Raw genomic sequence first — 22589 nt, 5'->3', positions numbered from 1 at the left:
ATCTCCTTGGCTGTGTGCCACGCCGGTACGGACGCCACCACGATTTCAGGGCTCCACGACGTCCGCCACCACGCAGCTGACGTTGTCCGGGCCGCCCGCCTCGTCGGCCGCACCGACCAGGGCCTGAACGGTCTCGTCGGGGGAGACGGGCGTGGCGAGGAGTTCCCGGACGCGGTGTTCGGGGACGACGCCCGACAGGCCGTCGGAGCACAGCAGATAGCGGTCGCCGGGCCGGGGGTCGTGGAGGCGGAGATCCGGGGTCGCGGTGGTCCCGCCTCCGGTGAGGGCCTTCAGGAGCAGCGCGCGCTGGGGGTGGGAGGCCGCCTCCTCGGGCGCCAGCCGGCCTTCGTCGACCATCGACTGGACCATCGTGTGGTCGTGCGTGATGCGGAACAGTTCGCCGTCGCGCAGCAGATACGCGCGGGAGTCGCCGATGTGCACCAGCGCCAGCCGCGAGCCCGTCCACAGCAGGGCGGTCAGAGTCGTGCCGATGTCGTCGGAGCCGTCGGCGACGTCCCGGACGGCCTGTTCGGCGCCCCGTATCGCGTCCTCCAGGACGTCGAGGACACCGCCGGCCGGTATGTCGTCCGTGTCCAGGAAGCGCAGCGCCTCCACGGCCGCGCTGCTCGCGGGCGCGCCCGCCGCTCCGAAGCCGTCGGCCACGGCGAGCAGCCGCCTGCCGGCGTAGGCGGTGTCCTGGTTGGCGGGGCGCACGCGGCCGGTGTCCGAGTGGGCGGAGTAACGCAGTTCCAGCATGGCGGTGTCCTTCCCGGGCCCGTGCGGGTCCGTCATCAGGTGATCGACCAGGAACGCGGCGAGGTCCCGCCGGACAGCCGTCTGCGCCTCGACCCGCGCCCAGTAGGCCTGGATCTCCCGGGCGGCGGCGGTGGAGTCGCGGTCGTGCAGGCGGCAGACCTGGCGGATCTCGGCCAGCGGCATGCCAAGCCGCCGCAGCCACGCCACCAGCCGGGCCCGCTCCAGCTGCCCGGCCGCGTAGTACCGGTATCCGGTGTCCGGGTCCACGCGGGCGGGCCGCAGCAGGTCCAGCTCGTCGTACAGGCGCAGTGCCTTCGGAGAGAGCCGGCACGCTTTCGAGAACGCGCCGATCGTGAGCATGGCCATACGTCCCCCCGCGGTCCCCGGTTCCCCGGGCTCGTCCGTTCCGCCACCGATGCTGGGGCTTCACCGAAGGTGAAGGTCAAACGGGGTGTCGTGGTTCCGGACGCGATTGTTAGCCTGCGACGGACATCGAGTCGATCGTCCGTACAGGATGGAGTCGCCGTGGCCGGCACCCCGCGCATCGCCGTCGTCACCTACGACCCCCGCGGCGAGGAGCACAAGGACCGGGACCTGCCGGTGCTGGTGGACGCGCTGCGGGAGGGCGGGGCCGAAGCCGTCGCCGTCCACTGGGACGATCCCGCGGTCGACTGGGCCGCCTTCGATCTCGTCCTCATCCGTTCCACCTGGGACTACAGCTGGCGCGCCGGGGAGTTCACGGCGTGGGCCGAGCGGTGCGGGAAGGTGACGCGGCTCGCCAATCCGGCCGCTGTCGTGCGGTGGAACGCCGACAAGCGCTACCTCGGGCAGCTCGCCGGGGCCGGAGTGCCCGCCGTGCCCACCCGGTACTTCGCGCCCGGCGACCCCGTCGACCTGCCGGCCGACCGCGAGTACGTCGTGAAGCCCGCCTCCGGGGCCGGCGCCCGGTACGCCGCCCGCTACCCGGCCGGGGAGCGGGACGCCGCCGTACGGCAGGTCGAGCGCATGCACGCCGAGGGGTTCACCGTCATGGTGCAGCCCTATCTGAGCAGCATCGACACGTACGGCGAGCGGGCCCTGCAGTTCTTCGGCGGACGCCTGCTGCACGCGAGCGTCAAGGGCGCCGTCCTCGCGCCGGGCACGCCGTACGACGCCGACAAGGTCGCCCACCCCGACCTGCGCCGCTGGGAGCCGACGGTCGCCGAACTGGCCGTCGCCGAACGGGCGCTGGCCGCCGTGCCCGGGGGCGCGGAGCTGCTGTACGCGCGCGTGGACCTGGTCACCGGGCCGGACGGCGAGCCGTGCGTGATGGAGCTGGAGCTGATCGAGCCGAACCTGTTCCTCGATCTGCACCCGGACTCCGTGCCGCGGGTCGTGCGGGCGGTGCTGGCCGCCGCCGGCTGACCACGACGGGTGGGGCATACGTCCCTCGGTGAGGCTTTTGGTGTACTGGTAGGGCCATGCCCTCCCCCGATCCGGCCCCGGAGCCCGCGCGACGGTCCTGGGCCCCGCTGCTGGCGGTGTGCGCCGGGTACTTCATGGTGATCCTGGCGTGACGGTCATCAACGTCGCCGTGCCGGTGGTCGGCGGGAGTTGTCGGCCTCGCTCACCGGGATCCAGTGGATCACCGACGGGTACACGCTGGTCCTCGCCGGGTTCCTGCTGACGGGCGGGGCGCTGGGGGACCGGCTGGGCAACCGGCGGGTGTTCTGCTGGGGCGTGGCGGTGTTCACCGTGTCCTCGGCGGCCTGCGCGCTCGCGCCCGGCGCCCCCTTCCTGGTGGTGGCCCGGCTGGTGGAGGGACTCGGCGCGGCGCTGATCGTGCCCGGTTCGCTGGCCCTGCTCCAGCAGGCCTACCCGGAGCCGGACGTACGGTCGCGGGCCTTCGGGCTGTGGGGGTCGATGGCGGGCATCGCCGCCTCCGCCGGGCCGCTGCTGGGCGGGCTGCTCGTCTCCACGGTGGGCTGGCGCTGGGTGTTCCTCATCAACCTGCCCGTCGGCGCGGCCTGCCTGGTGCTGACGCTGCGGCACGTGGCCCGCTCGCCCCGGCGCGCCGACCGGGCCCTGGACCTGCCCGCGCAGGTCGCCGTCGTAGCGGCGGTGGCCCTGCTGACCGCGGCGCTCAACGAGGCCGGACGGCGCGGCTGGTCCGACCCGGCCGTGCTCGCCGGTCTCGGTCTGGCCGTCCTGGCCGCCGCGGCCTTCGCCCTGCGCGAGCGGCTGGCCCGGTCCCCGGCCCTCCCGCTCGGCCTGCTGCGCTCCCGCGCCCTGGGCGGCGGAGCCGTCATCGGCCTGCTGTTCAACTTCGGCTTCTACGGCATGGTGTTCACCGCCGGCCTGGAGTTCCAGCACCAGCGCGGCTACAGCGCCCTCGGTACCGGGCTCGCGCTGTTCCCGGCGGTGGCGATGACCATGTTCGCCTCGGTCCTGTCCGGCCGGCTGACCCGCCGTACCGGCGACCGCCCGCTGGTGATCTCGGGCATGCTCCTGGCCGCGCTGGGCCTGGCCGGCTGGGCCGCGGCGGGGGCCGAACCCGCCTACGGGCTCCTGGTGCTCCCGATGATGGCCGCGGGCTTCGGCACGTCCTTCGCCCTCACCGGCTCGACGGCCACCGTGATGGGCGCCGCGCCCCCGGCCTACTCGGGGGCCGCCTCCGCCCTGTTCAACACCACCCGTCAGGTCGGCAGCGCCACCGGCGTCGCGCTCGGCGGCAGCCTGCTCGCCTCCGCCGCGACCTACGGCACCGGGATCCGGACCAGCATGGGCATCGGCGCGCTCGCCTATCTGACGGCGGCGGTCCTCGCCTGGTGGTGCGTACCGGCGAAGACCCCCCTCAGACCTGAGCGCCGGTGACGGCCACCCGCTGCACCAGCCCCCACGTGAACTCCGCGACGGCCTCCCGCCGGACGCCCTCGGCGTCGGGCGCGGTGAACGCCAGCCCCCACCGGGTCGGTGCCGTGCCCTCCAGGGGGCGGGCCGGGGCGAAGGCGCGGGCCGCCTCGTCGACCGTGCAGGACCAGGGGGTGAGATCGTCGAGGGTGCGCAGTTCGGGGCCCTTCGCGCCCGGGGCGCGGACCAGCCACTCGTTCCACACTGCGCGGTTCGGGGCGGTCAGCACCTCGAACCGCAGGCCGGGCCAGTAAGGCACCGGCCAGAGCCAGGCCTCGCAGTCGAGATCGCCGATCCGGCGGGGCGTACGCGACTCGGGTTCGCCCAGGACCTGACGATAGCGGGACAGGGGCGCGCGGGAGCGCGGGGAGCGGACCATCGCCTGCCACCGCCGGTTGGCCTCACGCATGTCCGCGATCGACACGCCCAGCTCATGGCGGGCGTCCTCCACCAGGCCGGGATTGTGGTCGGCCATGCGGCGCAGCAGCACCAGCTGGAAGTCGAGCGGGGTGAAGGGACTAGCGGGGTGCTTTCCGGAGGGCATGGGACCCATCGTCGCCCACGGGGGTCCTGCCGGGGCGGCGGCCGTCGGGCAGGAACAGGACGGAGTTGACGTAGCGCGGGCCTCTGAGGAGGGAGGAGGGCAGGACCCGGCGGAGCAGGCCGTGGGAGACGACATAGGAGGCGTCCGCCTGGTGGGTCTCCAGGGGGAACCCTGCCAGCGGCACCCACGTGTCGCCGGGCAGCACCCAGCCGTCGTAGCCCAGCAGGGACAGATAGGTCACCACCGGCGCGATCGGCTGGATGCGGGACTCCAGCTCCACGAACAGGGCCGGCCGGTCGCGGGCCAGCAGGCCCGTCGCGCCGCGCAGCACCGCCGGCTCGTTGCCGTCCACGTCGATCTTGATGAAGCCGACGTCGCGCAGGCCCAGGTCGTCCAGCGTGACGCAGGGAACGTCCAGCGCGCGGGCGTGGATGTCGCGCCGCACCAGCGAGGACACACCCCGGTCGCCCGAGTCGTCCGACGGCAGCCACAGACGCGCGATGCCCGGCCGGTCCGAGGCCGCCGCCCGGATCACGCGGACGTTCGGCGGGGCCGCGGCGGCCAGCAGCCGGGCCAGATGGGGCACCGGCTCGACCGTCACGACCTGCTCGGCGAGACCGGCCAGGCGGTGCGTCCAGGGCCCGTACCAGCCGCCGACGTCCACCGCCGTGCCGCAGTCCGGCGGGCACAGCTCGGCGAGCCGGGCCAGCTCCGGTTCGAACCGGGGGTAGAGCGCCCGGGCCGTCGCGGCCACCAGGCGGGTGGGCAGAAGGGGGGCGAGGCGGGCTGCCAGGCTGGTCACGGTGCCATCCTCTTGAGGAGTTCCTCGTGCTCGTCGTCCGGCACCTGCTCGCCCGAGGACGGCAGCAACTGCGGAATGCCGTCGGTGATCGGGTAACGGCGGTGCAGGCGCGGGTTGTACAGCGCCTCCTCCCGCCCGGCCTCCTCGGCCAGCAGATGCAGCGGGCCCTTGTCGATCGGGCACGCCAGGATCTTCAGCAGCGGGTCGTCGGGCTTCATGGGGATGCCAGCTCCTTGGCGGGTGGGGAGGGTTGGGGAGCGGTGTCGTGCTTCGGCATGGTCAGCAGCACGGCCACCGCCAGGGCCGTGCCCGCCACCCGCAGCGCGAGCCGCAGCGGCTCGTCCGGCAGGGCCTCGCCGAACGACAGCGTGCCGAGCACCGCCGTGAACAGGGACGTCACGGTCGTGCACACCGGCACGATCAGCGAGGCCCGGCAGCGTTGCAGCGCCGCCTGCGACATCACCAGGCCGAACACACCGGTGAACAGCAGCAGATAGGGATACGGGGAGCTCAGCAGGTCCAGGACGGCGCCGCCGATGCCGTGGGTCGTCAGGTGGCTGGAGACGCCCTTGATGGCCAGCGAGCTGACGCCGTACAGCAGGCCCACGGCCACGCCGTACTCGACGCCGGTCGTCGGGCGCCGGTGCCGGTTGCGGGTGCGCCGCTCGGCGGAGGCGTACAGCCACACCCCGGCCGCCAGCGAGGGCACGCACACCAGCAGGATCAGCTGGTAGGGGGCGTCCTGGCTGACGGTGTCGGCGCCCTCGCGCAGCGAGAGCACCACCATCAGCAGCGCCAGCAGGATCGCGCCCAGCGCGTACCGCTCCCGGCCGGACGTCTCCTCCCCGAGCAGCCGCGCCGACAGCAGCACGAGCAGCACCAGGCCGGAGACGAAGATGCCCTGGGCGGCGGCGATCGGCAGGGTGCGGTAGACGACGAGCTGCGCGGCGAAACCGGCGGCCAGGGCCAGGGAACCGCCGATCCACAGGGGGCTGCCGAGGACGAGGCGCAGCAGCCGGGCCGGTTGCCGGATGCTCACCTCGGGGAGAGAGGTGAGCGCCCGCTTCTCCAGCACGAACCCGAGGCTGTACAGGGTGTTCGCCAGCAGGGCCGCGGCCACTCCCCACCACATCGGCTACGTCCTCCTGGCGTGCAGCAGCAGGATCGACGCGAGCTGCGGGCGGGCGCAGGCCAGCCGGTCCAGCGGGCGCAGCGGACGCGGGACGCCGTGGAAGGGAGCCCCTTCGAGGCGTTCCACCGTGAATCCGGACGCGGCGACGAACTCCTTCAGCGCGCGGGCGGTGTAGAGCCGCAGATGCCCTACGACCTCCTTGCCCGGGCGGCCGTGGATGCCGCGCAGGCTGACCTCCGAGAACACGGGCTGCACTCCGGCCAGCAGCAGGCCGCGGTTGTACCAGGCGGCCAGGTTCGGCGTGGACAGCATGAGATGCCCGCCGGGGCGCAGGATGCGGCGGATCTCGTCGAGGGCCGCGTCGGGGTCGACGAGGTGCTCGATGACCTCGCTGAACAGCACGGCGTCGGCCGCCCCGGACGTGAACGGCAGTCCGCCGCCGGTGAGTTCGCCGCGTACCGCGTACGGGATGCGGGTGCGGGCGCGGCGCAGGGCGTCCTGGGACCAGTCGACGCCGATCACGCGGTGGCCGGGCAGGAGCGGGGCGGCGGTGGCGGCAGCGGTGCCGTCCCCGCAGCCGATGTCGAGAACGGTCCGGGGGGTCCGGGTCGCGGGTCCGAGGGCGCGGGCCAGCATGCGGGCCTGGCGGAGGCTGCGCGGGGTGCCGGAGGCGACCGGGACGGCGGGGTTCTCGTAGAAGTCGCGCAGGTCGCGCGGTGGGCGTCCGGTGGTGGTCGGTGTCGTCACGGGGTCACCTCCGTGGTGTGCAGGTAGTGCTCGAAGAGGTCGCGGAGGCGGGCGCCGTCGCCGTGGCTGAGCAGGGCCTTCGACCAGCGCAGGGCCAGATGGAGGCGACCGGCCGTGGAGGCGGTGGTCACGGTCAGGCCCCGTGGCATCCGGGCCGGGGCGGAGAACCAGACCGCGTGCGCGCGGCCCGCCTCCTCCCCGAAGTCCAGGGGGTAGGGGATCCGGCCGATGTTGCTGAGCAGGGTCGTCGACGTCCAGGGCGCGGCGGCCCTGCGCAGGGTGCGGGTGAGGGCGGCGCGGGCGGTGACGGGCGCCCAGGGGGCGGTCAGGAGGGCGGCGCCGTGGCCGAGTTGGGGGCGGGGCAGGGACTTCAGGGCGCGGGTGCGCTCCCCGGTGCGGCGCAGGAGGGCCGGCATGTCGGTGACGTCCAGTTCCCGCGGCGCGTACGGGACTTCCACCAGGCGGGTGCCGTTGCCGATGGGCATCGTGGTGTCGCGGGGGCGGTCGTCCACGGGCATCGTGATGCGCAGGGGGCGGGGGCGGACGCCGTGCTCCCTGTTCCAGTGGGCGATGGTCAGGGCCGTGGTGACCATCAGCTGGTCGTTGACGGTGTACGGGGAGCCCTCGGGGCGGTGCGGGAGGGGGAGTTCGGTGACGAGCAGGCCGTTGCCGGGGGAGGGGTCCGGCGTGCCGTGCGCGACCCGCGCGGGAGGTGACCAGCCGGCCCGGGTGTCGGGGGCTTCTTGCCGGGGGTCGGCGGGGCGGGTCGGGGGCGCCGCCGGGGCGTTGTCCCGGCCGCCGTACAGCTCGGCGGCCGTGGCCAGGACGCGGAGGCAGGCCGGGCCGTCCAGGGCGGTGTGGTTGATGGTGAGGAGGAGGACCGAGTCCACCACTTCCAGGCGGATCGGCGGGGACATCGACAACGGCGGGGCGTCCGCGAGGGCCCGGGCCCGGGCGTCCCGCAGAGCTCTTGGGCCCGGCGGGGTGAAGGTCACCACCTCCACATCCGGCTCCGGCGTCAACTCCCACTCGTAGCGCCGCCGGTACCAGGGGCCCCGTGCCTCCCGCATCAGGATCCGCGGATGCCGGTGCAGGGCCTCCACGAACGCCTTGCGCAGACGCGCCTGGTCGAGGGGGCCCGGGAGGTGCACCTCGATGTGGACCGTCTCCGGCTCCTCTTCCTGGAGGCAGTGCCGGGACACCTCGTCCACCACCGGGAACGGGACGCGTACCGGTGTCGTCATGCGGCTTCCCCCTTCGCCGGAGAGCGCTCGCGCAGGCTCACCAGCGCTGCGAACAGGCCGATCAGCGCCAGCAGTTGGGCGAGATGCCCGAACGCGCCCTCGCCCGTGCCCACCGGCTCCCCGGCGCCGAACGCGGCGGTGACTCCCGCACCGGCCAGGGCGGCGAAGGCGAGAGGAACCAGCAGGGCGTGCCGTCGCGAGGCCAGCAGCGCCAGCGCCGGGACCAGCAGCGCGAACCAGCCCGCGATCACCACCCCGACCAGTGTCAGCGCCACCGCGCCGAGCCACAGGCCGGGCAGCGGCGGGGCCGGCTGGGGCGCGTCGGGGTTGGGGGCGCGGCGGCGCCACAGTGCCAGGCCCAGCAGGACCGCGATGCCGGCGCCGCTGCCGATCAGGGCGGCGTCGTACGTCGTGGCCGGTTCGTAGGACAGCTTGACGTCGCCGCCCGCCCCGGCCGGGACCCGCCAGCCCTGCTGCCAGCCGTCCAGCCGCACCGGGGTCAGCTCCTTGCCGTTCAGGGTGGCCCGCCAGCCGTCGTTGAAGTTCTCGTAGGTCGTGAGGTACGAGGCCGCGCCGGAGCCGACCGTCAGCTCGCGCCGGTCGCCCAGCCAGTCCCGGATCCGCAGGTCCCGCCCGGCCGCCGCGGCCTCGGGGACCGTGCCGCGGGTCAGGGTCACGTCCGTGAGCGCGAGCGGGCCGGCGTCGCCGCCCTCCAGCCGGTGCTCGCCCGACGCGAGCCGCACCTCGGCGTCGCCCCGGCCGTCCTGGCAGAGCGTCACTTCCACGCCCCGGCGCTCCGCGAGATCCCGCACGGTGCCCTTGGCGCTCGTCTGGTACAGCTCACCGTCCAGTGCCACGTCCGGGCCCTTCCCGCACGGCAGGGAGAACGTCCGGGTGCCGTCCGGATGCGGGGTGCGGTACTGGTCGAGGGAGGGGAGGTACGCCTCCGTGAGGCCCACCGGGAGGCGCAGGTCCTCGTCGGCGACCGGGTTGTGCAGGGTCAGCGGGGCGGTCTCGGTGATCGTGATGTCGAGCCGGTCCGTGGTGATCGGCGGGAAGCGGACCCAGCCGTTCTCGTCGACGCCGGCGATGGCCGCGCCGTCCGGGGAGCTGATGTGCACCTCGGAGGCCCGGGCGGACAGCCCGCCGGCGGGGGCCAGGACCAGTTCGCCGACCGGCTGCTTGCCCGGCCAGCGCAGGTGGATCGTCGGCCGGTCGCCCGCGATCCACGCTGTCGTCAGGTCGCCGTCGGTGAGGTTGCGTGCCGCGAGGCCCGCGCCGAGGCGCGCCGTGGAGTCGGCGGTGGCCACGATCCGGGCCTGCTGCTCGGGTGCGACCTCGTAGAGCAACTCGTCGAGTTCCTCGCCCGGCACCGGCACCGCGCTCGCCTTCACCTCGTACGTCCCGGCGGCCGGGGTCGTGAAGCGGCGGTGCAGGCCCGCCTCGGTGCCGGTCGCGGAGAGGCCCGTCGGGTCGGAGGCGCGGTGCAGGGAGACGACGGTCGCGGCCGCGGTGGCGTCCTCGGCGTCCGCCGGGAGCCGCAGCAGCCGGGTCACCCGCACGTCCGGCAGGTCGATCTCGGAGAAGCCCGCGCCGGTCAGACCGGCCCGGCGCTCCACGGAGTCCACGATCGTCAGCTTCATCCACCGCGTCGCGCCCTCGGGCGCCTTGATCCGCTGGGTCGTGCCGTTGGGCTGCAGGAAGCTGGTCTTCGCGCCCTTCTCGGTCTCCACCCGCACCTTCGTCGCGGCCGCCCGCACGCTCTCCTGCGGCAGCGGCGTGACCTTGAAGGAGGACGGCATGTCGAAGGGGCCGGTGAAGCCGATGCGCAGCCACTGCCCGTCCGGTGTGTCCGGCGCGCCCTCCGCCCACGCGGTGTCCGGGTTGCCGTCGAAGGCGTTCACCGGGTCGTACTGCGGGAGATGGAAGAGCCAGTTGCCGTACGAGGACGCCGTCACGGAGCGGGCGCCGCGCAGTTCGGCCACCGTCTGGTGAGCGGCGCCCTCGGAGGGCAGGATCTGGCGCGGCTTCTCGCCCGGGTCCTGCTGGGCGTCCGGCGCGTTGCGCTCGTCGCGCGTGTACGTGTACGAGGTACCGGCGTTGACCAGCCCGAACCGGGTGTCCGCCCGCCGCAGCCCGTCACCCACCACCTGCACGGCAGGGGTGCCGAGCCCCGGGTGGTTGTCGCCGGTCAGGACGGTCGCCCGCCCGCGCAGCCGCTCCGCCAGCGGCAGCAGCGCCTCCGGCCCGCCGGACACCACGGCCGTGTCGGCGACCGGGGCGAGCCCTGCCTGCCCGGGCCGGATCACGTCGTCCCCCGTCGGCCGGTAGATCTCCACGGCCCGCTGCCGCGGGTACAGTCCCTCCACCTGGAGCGGCGCGTCCTGCGCGATCCGGCCGCCGGTCATCACCGGCCCGAGCCCCGTCACCCGCTCGTACCCCGACTGCTCGAGGGTGCGCTTGACGGTCGTGGTGGGCACATAACCGATCTGGTCGGGATCGAGGTCGTTGCGTACGACGACGTAGTACAGCCCGGCCCGGCTCAAGTAGTCGGCCAGACCCGGGACTTCGGCGCCGGACATCAGTGCCTGCTCGACGGCGTCCATCGCGCGCCGGTTGCCGGGCGTGCCGAACGGCACGTAGTCGCGCTGCGCCCACCGCGACTCGGCGAGCACGTCGAGCGGCTGGTCGATGGGGGAGCCCCAGGTGTAGACGCCGTGCGCGGTCGCCGGGACGACCAGGGCACGCGAGTCGGGCGAGTACTTCTCCAGCCAGTCGGCCGTGGCCTGCCAGTAGGTGGGCAGCTTCTGGAACGAACCCGGGTTGAGGATCGAGCCGTTGAGGTACGGCCACAGCAGCCCGGGCAGGATCAGCACGGCCGCGACCAGCGGGGCGAAGCGCCGGCCGCGTACCTGCCGGGCCCCGCGCGGCTCGGCGGCCACACCCACCAGATGCGCCAGACCCAGCACGAGCGCCAGCGCCAGGCCCGTCTGGAACTTGTAGATGTTCCGGAACGGCGACAGCCACCCGTCCAGCCAGCCCTGCACGACCCCGTGGAACGGCGCCCCGAACGCCCCGCCGTACCCGGCGAGCAGCACCAGCGCCGCCACGAGCACCGTCAGCACCAGCCACCGCCGCTCGGGCAGGTCCCGCCGGGCGAGTCCGGCGAGCCCGAGTCCGGCCGCGAGCGCCGAGCACACGATCACGAGGACGCAGGAGGCCACGGCCCAGCCGGCCGGCAGCCACGCGTCACCGAGGTGCAGATAGGCGACCCAGTTCCCGGCGCCGCGCAGCGCCTCGGTCGCCGACATGGTGTCCGTGGTCGTCTGCGCGGTCTCTATATAGGGGAGGAAGTTCTCGCCGTAGACGCCGAGCAGCAGCAGCGGCACCCACCACCAGGCCGTCACCACGATCACGGCCGGCGCCCACCAGGCGATCAGCTTGCGCTGCCGCGGCCCCGGCGGCCGGGACAGCAGATACAGCCCGACCGGCAGCAGGGACGCGAGCGTCGCCGACGCGTTCACCCCGCCCATGAACGGCACGAGCAGCGCCGACCGCAGGGCCGCGACCCGGGCGGCGTACCGCTCGTTCGTCAGCGGCAGCAGCACCCACGGCAGGAACGCCCCCGGCAGCGCCGCGGCGGACGTCGACCCGATCACGGTCGTGAACACCGGCCACAGCGCGTACGCCACCGCGGCCGGCAGCCGGGAGGCCCCGCTCCCCACCCGCAGCCGCTCCGCCAGCCGCAACGCCCCCCAGAAGGCGACGGACACGATCAGCGACAGCCAGAGCCGCTCCGCCAGCCACACCGGCAGCCGTACGAGGTCGCACAGCCAGTAGAACGGCAGCATCGGCCACAGATAGCCGACGTACTGGTCCTGGATCCCGCCGAACCCGGACCGGTCGTGCCACAACTGCCCCAGGTCGGCCAGGAACTGCCCCGGATCGACCGTGACACCGAGCTTGGTGTCGAAGGTCTGCCGCCCCGGCTGCACCGCGAGGAACAGCACGAACACCACGGCCCAGAAACCCAGCAGCCAGCGCCGCGACCGCGGGCCGTCGGGCGGGCCCGCGGTGGTCGCGGTGGTGGGGACGGCTGCCGGGGGAGGAGCCTGGACCGTGGTTGTCATGTAGGGCACCGCCGCAGAATGAGGAGGAGGTTCCAGGTGGCGAACTCGCGGATGCCGGGCGCCTTGACGACGGCCTCCGCGAGGAACGGCCAGTAGCGGGAGCGCGCCGAGACGACCGTGACGTCGTCCCGGGCACGCACCTGCCGCAGGGTGGAGCCGATGTGCACGGCGAACAGGTTCTCGCCGAGCGTGTGCTTGGCGGGCCTGCCGGTCCGCCGCAGGTAGCGGGCCCGCGCCCGCTCGGCACCGAACCAGTGCCACGGGGCCCACTCGTGCCCGCCCCACGGCGACAGCCAGTTGGTGAACGACACGTAGATCAGCCCGCCGGGCCGCGTCACCCGGGCCAGCTCGCTGAGGAACGTCTCGGGGTCCGCCACGTGCTCCAGCACGTTGGAGGAGAAGGTGACGTCCGCGACGCCGTCCCTCAGAGGCAGCAGGTACCCGTCGGCGACGACGGCCGACTCGGGTGGCTTCTCGCCGAGTTCGGCCATGTCGGGCTCGAAGAGGAACGCGTGCGCCCCGCGGCGCCGGAACTCCTCGGTGAAGTACCCGCTGCCGCCACCGACGTCGAGCACGGTACGCCCGGCGACCGGCCCGTCGTAGGCCTCGACCTGGTCGACGGCGTCGCGGGCGAGCAGCGAGTAGCAGGCCTCGGGGTCGTCCTGCTCGTGGAGGAAGGCGCGGAACAGGGCGAGGGAGCGCCGGATCGAGGGGTCGTGTCCGGAGGGGCGCGGGGCTGCGACATGTGCGGCTCCGCCGCGTGGGCGCGTGGGCGGCTTCACGGGCCCCAGCCCCTCACCGCCTCCGCGGCAACAGCCCTGAACTGCCGCACCGTCCGGTCCCACCGGAACTGCGCAGCCCGCTCCCGCGCCGCCTTCCCCATCAACTCCCGCCGTCGCCCGGAGAGAGCCAACGCGCACCATGCCGCGGCGAAGGAGGACTCGCCCCGTGCGAGGATCCCGGTCTCACCGTCGACCACGGAGTCCTTGAGCCCCGGCACGTCGAAGGCGACGGCAGGCGTCTCGCGGGCCGCGGCCTCCGTCACGACCAGCCCCCACCCCTCCACGGCGGACGGGTGCAGCAGCAGCCAGGCCGCACACAGCAGCCGGTGTTTCTCGGCCTCCGGCACATGGCCGGTGAACTCGACGCCGGGTCCGGCCAGTTGCTCCAGACGGTCCCGCTCGGGCCCGTCCCCGACGATCACCAGCCGCCCGCCGGTCACCGGCCGCACCCGCTCCCACAGCCGCAGCAGCAGGTCGATCCGCTTGTACTCGACGAGCCGCCCGACGGCGACGAACAACGGCTCCGGTGAGCGCTCGGCCCTCGGCCCCGGCTCCTCGACTCCGTTGTGCACGACCCGGATCCGGTCCCGCTCGACGCCGATCGCCCGCAGCGCGTGCGCGGTGGAGGAGGACACGGCGACGAGCAGGCCCCGCTGCTGCGCCCCGGTCAGCGCCCAGTGTTCGAGTCTTCGGCCGATCCGCGCCGCCGGGGCCAGCGGCCCGCCGAAGCGCATGGTCCACAGGTCCGTGTGGACATGGTTGACCAGACACAGCGTCGGTCCCCGGTGCCACAGCGGCGCCAGGTAGGGCATGCCGTTGCACACCTCGACCAGCAGATCACAGTCACCGACCTGCCGGGTGAAGGCCGACCGGGCGCGCAGATAGTGCCCATAGGGGCCGCCCGCGGACACGACCCGGTAGTCACGGAAGGCAGCGGGCCCTCCGCACAGCAGGGTCACCTGGTGACCCAGCCTGGTCAGCCCGTCGGCGAGCTTGTCGACCAGCAGCTCGGAGCCGCCGGCGGAGGGGTTGTCCAGATCACGATGGGCGAGAAAAACGATCCGGCGCGGTTGTGGGGGGAGCGCCGGAAGGTGCTGCGGCGCGCTGGGGAGCGCGGCGCGCAGCCGGGACGGTACGTGCTGGGGCATGGGTGGGTGCTCCAACTCGTGTTGGGGTGCGGAACTCAGCGTGGGGAAAACGTGGGGGTGGGTTCGTCACAGGGGGTCGGTCTGTGGGGTGCCTGAGCTCTTCCTGGGAGGGGGGTGTGGACGGGATGTGCTCGGGTGGGGTTGGACAGTTTTCGCCCGGACGTTCGCCACGGCTACTCACCGGCGTGACAATTTCCGGCTTTGTTGGAGCTGACGTCACATCACATCGTGAGGGTGGGCTGGGGCGTACCGGATGTATCCGATGTATCGGACGGAACGGGGCTCTCCGGCTCCTTCCGCCCACGCGCCACGAGAACGCCACCCACCACCGCGAGCACGAAGCCCCCCACCGCCGCCCCGATCGGCAGTGTCGTGCCCACCATGCGCAGTTGCCCGCTGTCCCGCTTGGCCTGCCGCACCGCTTCCTTCTGCGTCGCGGTCGTGAACGAGACCTTCCGGCTGTCCAGCAGCACCGCCGCGTCCTTCTTCCCGTCCGGCGCCCGCAGGGTCCGCTTCGGGCCGGTCTGCGCGTAGATCACACGGCCCGTCGCCTGGTCCACGACCAGTTCGAAACCGTGGTTGGAGTACCACTCCTCGGCCAGTACCTGCGGCCGGTTCGGCTGGTCGACGAGGCTGCCGGGCACCATGCGGGTGCCGGTCTTCGTCGGCGGCACGGAGCCGGTGAACTTGTAGCCCGTGTAGCCCTGGACCTTCGCGGTGCCCCGATAGCGCAGCACGACCGTGTCGCCGAGGGTGTTGTCCCACCACTGGTAGGAGCGTTTCTGCACGTCGAAGGGGAACTTCAGATACGCCTCGCCCTCGATGTACGGCTTCTCCCCGCAGCAGTGCACCGGCCGAGTGGTCTTCCGGTCCATCACCCAGCGGTGCGGCACGAAGTCCAGGGCGTCGTGCGGGTCGGCGGCCGGCAGCGACTTGTCGGTGTCGACCGTGGTCGTCACGTCCCAGACGGCGTTGCCGCTGCGTTCGCTGTCCTCGACGTTGCCCCGCACCCGCTGGGTCACGGTGATCTTCCGGTCGGGCACCGTCTCGATCCGGTCAGTGTCGAAGACGCTGCCCCGGCCGGTGTAGACGGCGGTGGTGTCGATGTCGATCGGGTTCACCGCGGCACGCGGCTCCACGTACCAGGCGAGCAGGGGCGCCAGCACCAGCAGGAACGTGCCGAGACCCAGCAGGACCAGGGAAAAGGGAGAGGTTGTACGGCGCATCCGGGCACTCCAGTGGCTTGGGACGGCTCGACGTACGAGAGGACCGGCACGGCGGCGAGATGTGCGCGTGCGGCTGGGCCGGGAACCGTAGGCGGCTCTTGACGGGGTGTCAATGCTTGTCGAGACTGGGCGCGACAGGCAGGGACGGGACGCCGAGGTGGGGAAACCTCCGGACGATCTCCGGACGAATCCGGACAGAGAGGCTGACCCTGCGATGTCCAGACTGCTCGCTGCCGCGCTGACCGTCGCGCTCGCCGCCGCCCTCGCCGTGGGCGCCGCGCTGGGCGTGGTCGCGCTGCTTCAGGCCACACCCGACCAGCCGAACACCCCCTTGATCACGTACGAGCAAGACGGCCAGGGGAGTTGACCGTGACGGCCGCCCGCAGCGCAGCCCTCACGACGCGCTCGGCCTGGCACGACGTGCCGCGCTTCCAGGTGCGCCGGTTCGCCGCGATCGCCATGGCCGAGGCGCCCGCGCTCGCCGAGGAGATCCTCTGCGAGATCCAGCGCGAGTACCCGCATCTGCCCGTCGTCCTCGACGACTCCGGCGAGCCGATGGCCCTGGTCGGCATCCGCCGCGCCATCGAGGTCTTCGTGCAGCACCTGGAGCACTCGGAGGGACGCCCGACCGTCCCGCCCGGCGTCTTCCAGGACTTCGGCCGCGGCGAGGGCCTGAACGGCCGCTCCCTCGACTCCCTCCAGGCCATCTACCGCATGGGCGTACGCCTGGCCTGGCGCCGCTTCGCCGACATCGGCCAGCGAGTGGAGATCCCGCCCCCGGCGATGTACGAGCTCGTCGACGCGGGCTACGAGTACCTCGACGGCCTGGTCGACCAGTCCGTACGCGGCTACGCCGAGGCCGCGGCCCGCCAGGCCGGCGAACGCCTGCGCCTGCAACGCCGCCTCATGGAGCTGCTCCTCGCCGAGCACCACCGCGGCGACCCCGCCGAGGCCCTGGCCGAACGCGCCGCCCGGATCGGCTGGCCCTTACCGGCGAAGGTCGCGGTCGGCGTCCTGCTGCGCCCGGCCCGCGAGGCGATGGCCCCCGCGGTCGGCCAGGGCGTCCTGCTCGACATGGAGTACGAGCAGCCCCGCATGGTCGTGCCCGAGCCGGACGCGGCGGGCCGCTCCGAGCTCATGCACCGGGCCCTGGCCGGCTGGTCCGGCGCGATCGGCCCGCCGGTCCCGCTCACCGAAGCGGCCAAGTCCCTGCGCTGGGCGGAGGCGGCGGTCCGCCTGATGGAACGGGGCCTCCTCCCCTCCGGCGAGGTCCTCTACTGCACCGAACACACCGAGGCCCTGGTCCTCCTCCAGCCCGAGGAACTCATCGACGACCTGGCCCTGCGATGCCTGGCCCCCCTGACCCACTGCGGCCCCACCCACGGCCGCCGCCTCGCCGAGACCCTCCTGGCCTGGCTGGAGACCCGCGGCGGCGCCCCGGAGGTCGCCACCCGCCTCGGGGTCCACCCCCAGACGGTCCGCTACCGCCTGCGCCAGATCCGCGAACTGTGGGGCGACGAGATCGACGACCCCGACCGCCGCTTCGAACTGGAACTGGTACTGCGGGCGCAGCGGCTGCGCGGGGAGCTGGGGGTGATGCGGGGGCGGCGGTGACCAGCCCGGCCCCCCCGGCGCCGGTCACCACCGCCCGGTGTCACACCGCGGCCCGCTCCTTCGCCGCCGGGCGCCCGGGGGCGGGAGCGTCCAGGTCGACCACCACCGAGGTGTGGAGGCGGTGCACGGCGTCGTCGACGCTGCGGATGAAACGGGCTCGGCGCTGCCGCGGCCGCTCCCCATGCCCGTGAAGAGGAGCAGGCGGAACCCGGTGATGCGGGCGTCTGCCCATTGCCCGGACATACCTCTATGGCTAGCCTGTGTTCGTCATGCCGATCGCCTGTTGAAATCTCGAACGCAGGCGCCTGAGACATATTAGGGAGGGGGCCGGTCGTGGGACGCCTCGTACCAGCCGTGACCCGGGCTCTCGACATTCTCGAGCTCTTTCTCGACGGGGACGGGACGCTCTCCGCCCCCGACATCGTGCGCAAGCTCCAGCTGCCGCGCACCACCGTGCACGAGCTGGTGACCACGCTCGCCGCCCGGAAGTACATCGTCCCGATGCCCGGTCAGCCCGGACGCTACCGGCTCGGCGTACGCCCGTACCAGCTCGGTGCCCGCTACTCCGAGCAGCTCGACCTCGCGGCCGAGGGGCAGCAGGTCGCCCGGTCCGTCGCCGAGACCTGCGACGAGACCGTGCACGTGGCGATCCTCGAGGACACGGACGTCATCTACATCGCCAAGGTCGACTCCACGCACGCCGTGCGGATGGTGTCGGCGGCCGGCCGCAGGCTGCCCGCGCACTGCACCTCCGTCGGCAAGATGCTGCTGGCCTCCCTTCCGGAGCCGGAGCTCACCGCGCGCATCCCGGACAGCGCCCGGCTGGTCGCGATGACCCCCAACAGCATCACCGACCCGGGCGCCCTGCGCGAGGCCCTGGCCGAAATCCGTGAGCGGGGCCTCGCCGTCGAGAACCGCGAGTCCAACCCGGACGTCTCCTGCGTGGCCGCGCCGGTCCGCGACCGCACCGGGCAGGTCGTCGCCGCCCTGTCGATCTCCGTGCCCATGATCCGGTGGAGCGAGGAGCGCCGGGCCGAGCTGGAGCAGCTCGCCGCCAAGGGCGCCGCCGAGCTGTCCGAGCACCTCGGTCACCGGAGCCTGGCATGACGACGCCGTGCGAGGTCGCGGTGCGTGCCGAGGCCGAGCTCGGCGAGGGACCCACCTGGGACGCGGCGGCCGGCCGGCTCCTCTGGATCGACATCCTTGGCTCCCGCCTGCACACCTACGACCCGGCCACCGGGCGCCGCACGGTCCGCCGCACGGAACAGCACATCGGAGCCGTCAAGCCGCGCGCCGGCGGCGGGCTGGTGCTGAACCTGCGCGACGGGATCGGCCTGCTCGACCCGGACGGCGGCTTCCGCTGGCTCCACCACGAGCCGGTCCCCGGCCGCCGCGCCAACGACGCCGCGGTCGCGCCCGACGGCGCGCTGTGGGCGGGCACGATGCGCTACGACGAGGCACCGGGGGGCGGCACGCTGTCCCGCGTCACCGGGGACGGCACGGTCGATGTCGTGCTCGGCGACGTGGCCGTCAGCAACGGCACGGGGTGGAGCCCCGACGGGCGACTCGTGTACTACATCGACTCCCCGACCCGGCGGGTCGACGTCTTCGACCACGCGGACGGACGGATCTCCGGACGGCGGACCCTCGCCGAGATCGAGGAGAGCGCGGGCTTCCCGGACGGGCTGACCGTGGATGCCGAGGGGTGTGTGTGGGTCGCCCTGTGGCAGGGGTCGGCGGTGCGGCGGTACACGCCCGACGGTGAGCTGGACCGGGTGATCGAGCTGCCCGTGCCGCTGGTGACGGCCTGCGCGTTCGGCGGGGCCGGGCTGACCGACCTGTACATCACCACGGCCCGTACGGGGCTGACCGAGCCGCCCGCGCTGGCGGGTTCCCTGTTCGTGGTGCCCGGGGCGGGCAAGGGACTGGCACAGCCCGCGTTCGCCGGCTGACGGGGGACAGGGGCGACCGGGTCCCGGGACACCTGCACACGTGAGTACGCGGACGGGGGCGCGGACCCGACCGGAACGCCCCTGTCTCAGCGTCCCGTCCGGTCCAGCCGCCGCAGGACCGCCCGCTCGTCCTCCGTCAGCGGCGCCCCCACCGCCGCCGGCAACGGCGGCCCGCTCAGCGTCGCCAGCACCGTCGAGGGCCGTAGCAGCCGCGTCGGCCGCGTCGTCATGCTCATCACGTCCCAGACCGCCGACGCCGCCGTGTACGAGCCGGTCGCCGTGCGGATCATGCGGCGGGTGTAGGCGGTGACCAGACGGTCGGCGACCCCGGGCGAGCCCCCGCGCGTCCCGGGGTACCAGACGTCCTGGCTCACGGCCATCGTCCACGCGGCCTCCACCGGCCTGGCCGCCCGCCGCTGCACACGCCGGGCGAGCCCGGGCTCGCCGAGGCCGGACCGCCGCAGCTCGCGGTCCAGCTCCCGGGCGCCCAGCGCGGCCACCGACATGCCCTGTCCGTAGGCGGGATTGAACGTGGCCAGCGCGTCACCGAGGACGACGAGGCGGTCGGGCCAGGAGCGGATCCTCTCCAGGTACCGGCGGTGATTGCTGGTGCTGCGGCTGACATGGACCTCGGTGAGCGGTTCCGCGCCGGAGATCAGCCGGCCCACGATGGGGTCGGGCAGGTCCAGGGTGTACCGGAGGAACGCGTCCGGGTCGGACGGCGGTTCGCCGCCGCCCCGCGTGCCGGCGAGGCTGACCATCCAGCGGTCGCCCTCGATCGGCAGCACCATGCCGCTGCGGCCGGGCCGTCCCTGATACGGATCGGCCTGCACCATGGTCAGGGGGAAACGCCCGGCCCCCTCGGGAGTGCGGTAGAGCCGGGTGGCGTTCACCAGGCCGGCGTCCACCGTCTTCTCGCGCACGTCGTCGACGCCCAGCCGGGCCAGCCAGGTCACGATCCGCGAGCCACGTCCGCTCGCGTCCACCACGAAGTCGGCGGCGAGGTCCTCCTCCCCGGCGGCGGTCGAGAGGCGTACCCCGGTCACCCGCTGCCGCGACCCCGTCAGCTCCAGTACCCGCGCCTTGCGGATCACCACCCCGGTGTTGTCCAGCACAGCGCCCCGCACCGCCCAGTCGAGCAGTGCCCGGGTGCAGGTCAGCATCCGCGGGCCGGGGTGACGCCAGCGCCGGAACCAGCCCTCGGGCGTGAGGGCGACCATGCCCGAGCCGAGCGGAATCTCGTGCGCACCGGCGGCGAGCAGGTGCTTGCGCATGCTCACGCCCGGCACGAGGTCCTCCATGGGGGCCAGACCGCCGGCCATGAGGAGATGCGCGTGACGTCCCTGCGGCAGGCCCTTGCGGTGCTCCGGCCCCTCGGGCAGATCGTCGCGGTCGAGCACGACCACCTCGTCCGCGACGGCGGACAGGGCCGCCGCGGCCAGCATGCCGGCCAGACCCGCACCGATGACGACAGCTCTACGCGACATGCGACTCCCCGCACTCAGCCATGAAGGCTCCTCCGCCCTGAGGGCATTCCCCGTCGTCCGGCCAGCGCCGAGCGGCGCACAACACCCGTGCGCCGGCACCGGTTTCGAGCCATACCGCACTCGCCCCGGACGGCTCTCACCGTACCTTCACGTACCGTGCACGGCCCCCGTGCGGGTCTCGTCCGTGCCATCCGACGGGCACCGGCCGCGGCCGGATGCGGCACCCGTGGCCGCTGCGGGCGACCCCGGGGCGTGGTCAGCCGGTGAGCGACTTGCCGTCCGTGTGGTCACGCGCCAGGGCGCGGATCGCCCGGAGGTCCTCCGTGCGGCGCAGGACCCGGGACACGGCGCCGATCTCGCGCAGCAGGTCCGTGGTGTCACGGGCGCCGGTGCCGTCGTCCTCCCGTGTCCGGTTCCTGGCGTCGGTCGCGTCCAGGATCGCCGCGGTGGCGGCGAGTGCCTTCGCCAGGTCGGGCGGGTGGCCGAGGGCGAGGGCGGCGTCGTGGAACCGCTCGCGCCGGTCCTCGTCGATGTGCCGGGCCAGCGGCAGCAGCACGTCGCGGATGAACGTCTCCCGGCGGACCAGTCGCAGTTCCGGCGTCGCGCGCAGCAGGAACGGGACCCCGGTGCCGTTGACCGTCCTCATCAGCAGGTAGAGCGGCCGCAGTTCGTGGTGGGCGAGCCGGACGTGCCAGCGGCCGTGCAGGTACTGTCCGGCGTGCGGGAGGATGAAGCCGACCGCGATGAGCACGGCGGACAGGCAGGCGAGCGGCGGGGCGACGGCCGTGCTCAGCCAGTCCACGTTCCGCCCGGCCCAACGGGCCACCACGGCGCTGATCTTGGCGGCGTCGAAGAGCAACTGCGCCGCGTAGCCGACGCCGAGGAACTTCAGCCCCCAGCGCAGCAGCGAGTCGAGCCCGTCCGTGCGGACCCAGTTCCAGATCAGCCCGTTGGTGACCAGCGCGGCCACCGTGTGCGCGAGCAGGTAGAGCACGATCACTTCGCGCATGTACGGGGTGTTGGCGTAGTACGTGTCGAGATCGCGCAGCCGCTCCTCCGGCACGTCCGCGAGAGCGAACAGCACCCACATCGCGACGATCACACCCGAATAGACCGCCACGACCCCGCGCATCGCGCGCCGGGTGCGCTCCGAGCGGTCGGACAGGCCGTTGCGCCAGGAGATGATCAGCAGCAGGCAGAAGGCGCAGAACGCGGTGAGCAGCGAGTAGACCCAGGGGCCGGAGAAGTTCGCCACCCCGGTGAGCCGGTTGACCCGGGCGATCGTCGACGGCGCCACGAACACGAACACCGCGCAGGCGAGCAGCAGCAGCCCGCCGACCGCGCGCAGCATCGGGTCCTTCCAGAGCCGGATGATGCTCGGCAGCTTGATGGCCAGGGCCGCGGCCAGGACCCCCGCGGGGATCCACCAGAAGTTCGGATAGAACTGGTTGACGAACTCGGCCGGGGTCAGCGCCACCGTCACCACGGTGCCGCACCTCCTCGCGGCCCCCGGTAGCCCAGCGACCGCTGCACGGGTTCGAGGGGTGCGTCCGGCCCGCGCCCGCCCGGCAGCAGCGCCCGGCACCCCGCCGCCAGGCGATGTCCGAAGGCATCGGCATCGGCCTCGTCCCGTTCCCGGGAGCCGTTGCGGGCGGCCATCGCCAGCGCGGCATCGTCCCACCCCGGCCGGTCGGCGAACGCGTGGGCCGCCGCCGCACCCGCCTTCTGGTGATGCCCGTGTCCCGCGTGCAGATGCCACAGCTCGTGGCCCAGGATGACCAACTGCTGCACGGCCTCGGCCCGTTCCTCGACGATGACCAGGTCGAAGTCCTGGAACTCCACCCACAGGCCGGTCACTTCGATCTCGTCGGGGAAGCGCTCGAACCGCAGCTGGATGGGCCGTCCGCCGCGTCGCGTGCTCATCTCCTCGCACAGCGCCCGGCACAACGACCGTACGTCGGTGGGGTGCTCCGGTCTCTTCCGGACCGCGGTGGCGAGCTCGGCGGCCAGGGCGCGCATGGCGGATCCCGTGCGCGAGCGCCTGAGTGCGGCGGCGACTCGGGCGGCTCTCATCCGCGCGCCCGCGATGTCCATCGATCCCCCTTCTCACCGCCGGCCGACGGCCTGCCGGCGCGT

At 73.5% G+C, this 22589-nt stretch carries 19 protein-coding genes and 1 pseudogene; 6 read left to right on the top strand and 14 right to left on the bottom strand.

The window, feature by feature from the left end; all coding sequences use genetic code 11:
- Window positions 1–45: 45 nt before the first annotated feature.
- Window positions 46–1122 carry a MerR family transcriptional regulator gene (locus ACIRDU_RS03640; RefSeq protein ID WP_403573869.1) on the bottom strand — a complete coding sequence of 359 codons (1077 nt, stop codon included), beginning with the start codon at window positions 1120–1122 and terminating at the stop codon, window positions 46–48.
- A gap of 159 nt (window positions 1123–1281) precedes the next feature.
- Between ACIRDU_RS03640 and ACIRDU_RS03635 the strand changes: the two genes are divergently transcribed.
- The gene (locus tag ACIRDU_RS03635) at window positions 1282–2160 is read left to right on the top strand and encodes a RimK family alpha-L-glutamate ligase (RefSeq protein WP_403573866.1); all 879 of its coding nucleotides are present in this window, start codon (window positions 1282–1284) and stop codon (window positions 2158–2160) included.
- Between the two features lie 56 nt (window positions 2161–2216).
- Window positions 2217–3609 (top strand): annotated as a pseudogene (locus tag ACIRDU_RS03630) (MFS transporter).
- On the opposite strand, the gene ACIRDU_RS03625 reads toward ACIRDU_RS03630, so the two are convergent.
- The 10 genes from ACIRDU_RS03625 to ACIRDU_RS03580 all read right to left on the bottom strand — a co-directional run bounded on the left by ACIRDU_RS03625 (window position 3590) and on the right by ACIRDU_RS03580 (window position 15400).
- Complete coding sequence (locus ACIRDU_RS03625; RefSeq protein ID WP_403573863.1) at window positions 3590–4198, bottom strand: hypothetical protein; 609 nt, start codon at window positions 4196–4198, stop codon at window positions 3590–3592. The pseudogene ACIRDU_RS03630 and the gene ACIRDU_RS03625 overlap by 20 nt on opposite strands.
- The gene (locus ACIRDU_RS03620; RefSeq protein ID WP_403573860.1) at window positions 4164–4991 is read right to left on the bottom strand and encodes an FkbM family methyltransferase; all 828 of its coding nucleotides are present in this window, start codon (window positions 4989–4991) and stop codon (window positions 4164–4166) included. The genes ACIRDU_RS03625 and ACIRDU_RS03620 overlap by 35 nt, the downstream gene beginning before the upstream one ends.
- Window positions 4988–5209 carry a Trm112 family protein gene (locus tag ACIRDU_RS03615; protein WP_053672201.1) on the bottom strand — a complete coding sequence of 74 codons (222 nt, stop codon included), beginning with the start codon at window positions 5207–5209 and terminating at the stop codon, window positions 4988–4990. The genes ACIRDU_RS03620 and ACIRDU_RS03615 overlap by 4 nt, the downstream gene beginning before the upstream one ends.
- On the bottom strand, window positions 5206–6111 hold the full coding sequence (locus ACIRDU_RS03610) for a hypothetical protein (RefSeq protein ID WP_403575130.1): 906 nt from the start codon (window positions 6109–6111) through the stop codon (window positions 5206–5208). The genes ACIRDU_RS03615 and ACIRDU_RS03610 overlap by 4 nt, the downstream gene beginning before the upstream one ends.
- Window positions 6112–6126: 15 nt before the next feature.
- Window positions 6127–6870: a class I SAM-dependent methyltransferase gene (locus tag ACIRDU_RS03605; protein WP_403573857.1), complete on the bottom strand. Its 744-nt coding sequence runs from the start codon at window positions 6868–6870 to the stop codon at window positions 6127–6129.
- Entirely contained in the window at window positions 6867–8114 is a 1248-nt protein-coding gene (locus ACIRDU_RS03600; protein ID WP_403573855.1) for a condensation protein, read from the bottom strand. The genes ACIRDU_RS03605 and ACIRDU_RS03600 overlap by 4 nt, the downstream gene beginning before the upstream one ends.
- Window positions 8111–12244 carry an alpha-(1->3)-arabinofuranosyltransferase family protein gene (locus tag ACIRDU_RS03595; protein ID WP_403573852.1) on the bottom strand — a complete coding sequence of 1378 codons (4134 nt, stop codon included), beginning with the start codon at window positions 12242–12244 and terminating at the stop codon, window positions 8111–8113. Before ACIRDU_RS03595 ends, ACIRDU_RS03600 begins: the two co-directional genes overlap by 4 nt.
- Window positions 12241–13026, bottom strand: a complete 786-nt coding sequence (locus ACIRDU_RS03590; RefSeq protein ID WP_403573849.1) for a class I SAM-dependent methyltransferase — start codon at window positions 13024–13026, stop codon at window positions 12241–12243. The genes ACIRDU_RS03595 and ACIRDU_RS03590 overlap by 4 nt, the downstream gene beginning before the upstream one ends.
- Window positions 13023–14174 (bottom strand): glycosyltransferase family 4 protein, encoded by a 1152-nt coding sequence (locus ACIRDU_RS03585; protein WP_403573846.1) that lies wholly within the window; start codon window positions 14172–14174, stop codon window positions 13023–13025. The genes ACIRDU_RS03590 and ACIRDU_RS03585 overlap by 4 nt, the downstream gene beginning before the upstream one ends.
- Window positions 14175–14395: 221 nt before the next feature.
- Window positions 14396–15400: a DUF3068 domain-containing protein gene (locus ACIRDU_RS03580; RefSeq protein ID WP_403573844.1), complete on the bottom strand. Its 1005-nt coding sequence runs from the start codon at window positions 15398–15400 to the stop codon at window positions 14396–14398.
- A 214-nt stretch (window positions 15401–15614) separates the two neighbouring features.
- Between ACIRDU_RS03580 and ACIRDU_RS03575 the strand changes: the two genes are divergently transcribed.
- The 4 genes from ACIRDU_RS03575 to ACIRDU_RS03560 all read left to right on the top strand — a co-directional run bounded on the left by ACIRDU_RS03575 (window position 15615) and on the right by ACIRDU_RS03560 (window position 18966).
- Complete coding sequence (locus ACIRDU_RS03575; protein WP_403573841.1) at window positions 15615–15767, top strand: hypothetical protein; 153 nt, start codon at window positions 15615–15617, stop codon at window positions 15765–15767.
- A 2-nt stretch (window positions 15768–15769) separates the two neighbouring features.
- Complete coding sequence (locus ACIRDU_RS03570) at window positions 15770–17014, top strand: helix-turn-helix domain-containing protein (RefSeq protein ID WP_403573838.1); 1245 nt, start codon at window positions 15770–15772, stop codon at window positions 17012–17014.
- Between the two features lie 333 nt (window positions 17015–17347).
- Window positions 17348–18121 (top strand): IclR family transcriptional regulator, encoded by a 774-nt coding sequence (locus ACIRDU_RS03565; RefSeq protein ID WP_403573835.1) that lies wholly within the window; start codon window positions 17348–17350, stop codon window positions 18119–18121.
- On the top strand, window positions 18118–18966 hold the full coding sequence (locus tag ACIRDU_RS03560; RefSeq protein WP_403573832.1) for an SMP-30/gluconolactonase/LRE family protein: 849 nt from the start codon (window positions 18118–18120) through the stop codon (window positions 18964–18966). Before ACIRDU_RS03565 ends, ACIRDU_RS03560 begins: the two co-directional genes overlap by 4 nt.
- An 86-nt stretch (window positions 18967–19052) precedes the next feature.
- On the opposite strand, the gene ACIRDU_RS03555 is transcribed toward ACIRDU_RS03560, so the two are convergent.
- From ACIRDU_RS03555 to ACIRDU_RS03545, 3 genes are all read right to left on the bottom strand, one after another.
- Window positions 19053–20453, bottom strand: coding sequence for an FAD-dependent oxidoreductase (locus ACIRDU_RS03555; protein WP_403573829.1), 1401 nt, complete (start codon window positions 20451–20453; stop codon window positions 19053–19055).
- 256 nt (window positions 20454–20709) lie between these two features.
- A complete protein-coding gene (locus ACIRDU_RS03550) occupies window positions 20710–21939 on the bottom strand; it encodes a DUF6545 domain-containing protein (protein WP_403573827.1) in 1230 nt (409 codons plus the stop codon).
- Window positions 21933–22547 carry a toxin-antitoxin system, toxin component family protein gene (locus tag ACIRDU_RS03545; RefSeq protein ID WP_403573824.1) on the bottom strand — a complete coding sequence of 205 codons (615 nt, stop codon included), beginning with the start codon at window positions 22545–22547 and terminating at the stop codon, window positions 21933–21935. The genes ACIRDU_RS03550 and ACIRDU_RS03545 overlap by 7 nt, the downstream gene beginning before the upstream one ends.
- Window positions 22548–22589 lie beyond the last annotated feature (42 nt).

The organism is Streptomyces sp. NPDC093598 (genome assembly GCF_044764825.1).
Lineage (GTDB): Bacteria > Actinomycetota > Actinomycetes > Streptomycetales > Streptomycetaceae > Streptomyces.
The sequence above is the reverse complement of the archived record's forward strand: the minus strand, read 5'-3'. Positions and strand labels throughout refer to the sequence as shown.